The organism is Microvirga massiliensis, from assembly GCF_001006805.1.
Lineage (GTDB): Bacteria > Pseudomonadota > Alphaproteobacteria > Rhizobiales > Beijerinckiaceae > Microvirga > Microvirga massiliensis.
In genome coordinates this window covers 200,703-203,482 of the sequence record NZ_LN811365.1, presented here as the reverse complement: position 1 = coordinate 203,482, position 2,780 = coordinate 200,703, and the positions used below count along the sequence as shown (strand labels likewise).

The window sequence follows — 2,780 nt, the reverse complement described above, 5'->3', positions numbered from 1 at the left end:
GCTCCTTTGGTTGATCGAGCGGCTCGCTCGCGAGATCACGGGTGCAGGACGTCTTTCGTGCCTTACGCTCGCGCTATTCCCGCCCGTCCACGGCAAGATCGAACGTGTAGACCCCGTCCTGATTGCGGGGCCGCTGCAAGGCCTCGGGATGGCGCAACGTGCGCACCGCGTCGTGATAACCGGCGCGCCAATGCTCCTCCATGGACAGCCGGGAAAACTCGTAATCCTTGGAATGGCCTTCGTAGTGTTTCGAGCGGTAGATCAGCTGGACGAGGTTGTAGACCTTGTGGTCGGCGATCGAGCTCAGCATCTTGGCTTCCTCGCTGGCGAGAAGGTCCGCCGGTAAATTCGAGAGAAGGCCCGCGAGCGCGTTTCGGGCGCGCTGGTAGCGCTTGAACTGGTCGGTATTGGCGCGCGTGCGACTCGAATATTGGATTTCCTTCTGACGCGTCACGACGTCGGCCAAATTGCCGGGAAGCTCGCCGCGCGCGCTCCAGAGATCCACCTGAAAGGCCAGCGTGTCCTGGCGGGGGCCTTGCTCGACGACCCATTGCAGCGGCGTGTTCGAGATGAGGCCGCCGTCCCAGTAAAATTCGCCCTCGATCTCGACGGCCGGGAAGCCGGGCGGAAGCGATCCGCTCGCCATCACGTGCTCGGCTCGGATCGTGTGCTTCTCGTTATCGAAGTAAACGAAATTGCCGGTGCGCACGTTCACCGCGCCGACACTGAAGCGCGTCGCCCTAGCATTGATCCGGTCGAAGTCGACAAGCCGCTCGAGCGTGCTCTTCAGGAGCTTGGTCTCGTAGAAGCTCGTCGCTTCCGGAGCGCCGTACGGGTGCAGCCAGGGAGCGGGCTGCCGAAGCGTGAAAAAGCCCGCAGCGCCCGTTATGGCCGCGTAGGTCGCACTCAGCTGGTTGAAGAGCGCGCGCGGCAGGTCGCCTTTCGGAGTGAGTGCGTTGACGGCGACAGCCCAGTCGAGCAGCGGGTTGGCGGTGATTTCCTGCCAGAAGGCGCGCAGCTTCCCGACCCGCTCGGCCGGCTCGTTTCCCGCGATGATGGCTGAGTTGATGGCGCCGATTGAGACACCGGCGACCCAGTCGGGATGAATTCTGGCCTCCGCAAGAGCCTCATAGACGCCGGCCTGGTAGGCCCCGAGCGCACCACCACCTTGCAAGACCAGCGCGATGCATTCGAACGGGAGGTCTCGCTTGGCGACAGCCGGATGCGGTTGGAATTGAATGTTCATGGCATGTGTACCTTTGTCTCAACGGGCTATGGACGCTGCTGCCGAGCGGACCCGCATCGCGGTCCGCAACCGGTGAACGAACGCGGTGGTGGGCGTGGGCTGCTTCAGGACGATGTCGCCTTGTGCTGAAACCCGAGCCTCGACGCCAGCCAGGATCACGGCCCGATCTCTGTGCAAGTCGGCGTACTCGTCGGCGAGAATCCATCCATCTATCAAGCCAGGCAGAGCGACACGCGCGTAAAGCGACCCGACGGACCGGCTTCGGTCGCGTAGAGCCAGGTAGGCATTCACTCCCGTCTGCGGCGTGATCACTTCGTGGCCCTTGGCTCGCAGCAACTGCGCGAGTGTCTTACGGAAAATCGGGTTATCGTCGGCGATGCGGGCGCAGCCCTCGGTTCCACAAGGTGTCTTGGCCATGACGACAGCATCAGTTTGTAGTGATCGCGACGGACCTCGGTTCATCCTTCGGATCCACCTCTCGTGAGGTATCGAAGCGGACTTCCTCCGCCTTGTTCACGTACTGGCTCGCTACCAGCACGCCTTTGAAGGGGCGGATCGGTGGAATGCAGCTCAACAGGAGGAAGGGCAGCGTCGTGACGAAGTGCACCCACAGCGCGGGCTCGAAGGCTAACTCGATCCAAATGCCGAACGCTGTTGCCGGGAAGGCCATGATCATCATCACGAAGAAGGCCGGTCCGTCCGCCGGATCGGCGAAGGAATAGTCGAGGCCGCACACCTCGCAGCGGGGCGCCAGCGTCAGAAAGCCCTGGAACAGCTTGCCCTTGCCGCATTCGGGGCAGCGGCACTTCAAACCGGACTTAAGAACAACTTCTTTGGCAGTCAGTTTCCTAGTCATCTCGTCTCCTCTTAGGTGAGCTTCGCTTTGCCTCTCGCCGCGATGGCGGCTGGACAGCGCTGCTGAAGCTGGCGGTCGAGTTCACGCAAAACCCAACACCGAGCCAGTTCGCAAAGGCGTCTCATCTCAAACCTCAAGCGCGAACAGCGAAACGCGGGTGAGTGAGAATGGCAGCCGGGACGCTGGGCTGCGGTCGCGCTTTGACCGGCACGGGAATGGCTCGTTGCGTGCCTGTCGCGTTGTCGAACAGAACAAAAACCATGATCTCCTCAATCTCCGAGCCGAACCGTCCAACTCTACGCTCCTGATGAACGAACCAGGACAACCGGTTCAGTGCGCTCTTCGATTGACGTCAGATTAGGTTGGTCAGTACGAGCAATCCATTCTACTTGCGGCAACTGCGATGCTACGATGGCTTGGTGGGCCTAAACGAAGGTTGCACCTGCCGCTGCCGCCGATGATGACATTGGACTTGGTGAGCCGCGCGCAGGCCGATGGCCAGAGCCGTTCCGGGCATCCGAAGGGTCTCCAGAGGTCGCGCGCAAGGCGCGAACCCATGCTCGCCAAGCTCGCGGCGCTCATTCCCTCTCTTGATCAGCGGCATCTCAATGCGCGCCGCCCGCGTCGCTCCCGACGCCCACTTTGCGGGCGAAGAGAAGCACGATGGCTGCGATCGCG

Annotated in this window: 3 protein-coding genes; all 3 read right to left on the bottom strand. The window is 62.1% G+C overall.

Translation table 11 applies throughout. The annotated features are described in order from the left end of the window. Positions 1-73 precede the first annotated feature (73 nt). The 3 genes from BN1233_RS35685 to BN1233_RS35675 are packed head-to-tail and all read right to left on the bottom strand — an operon-like array spanning position 74 to position 2,102. A complete protein-coding gene (locus BN1233_RS35685) occupies positions 74-1,246 on the bottom strand; it encodes a patatin-like phospholipase family protein (protein WP_046868396.1) in 1,173 nt (390 codons plus the stop codon). Positions 1,247-1,264: 18 nt separating this feature from the next. Then, positions 1,265-1,663 (bottom strand): hypothetical protein, encoded by a 399-nt coding sequence (locus BN1233_RS35680; protein WP_046868395.1) that lies wholly within the window; start codon positions 1,661-1,663, stop codon positions 1,265-1,267. Between the two features lie 10 nt (positions 1,664-1,673). Then, on the bottom strand, positions 1,674-2,102 hold the full coding sequence (locus BN1233_RS35675; RefSeq protein WP_046868394.1) for a DUF983 domain-containing protein: 429 nt from the start codon (positions 2,100-2,102) through the stop codon (positions 1,674-1,676). Between the last annotated feature and the right edge of the window lie 678 nt (positions 2,103-2,780).

What these genes read in the sequence shown, in the direction of transcription:
- BN1233_RS35685 (WP_046868396.1), bottom strand. Translation starts at nt 1,246, where the DNA reads ATGAACATTCAATTCCAACCGCATCCGGCTGTCGCCAAGCGAGACCTC.
- BN1233_RS35680 (WP_046868395.1), bottom strand. Translation starts at nt 1,663, where the DNA reads ATGGCCAAGACACCTTGTGGAACCGAGGGCTGCGCCCGCATCGCCGAC.
- BN1233_RS35675 (WP_046868394.1), bottom strand. Translation starts at nt 2,102, where the DNA reads ATGACTAGGAAACTGACTGCCAAAGAAGTTGTTCTTAAGTCCGGTTTG.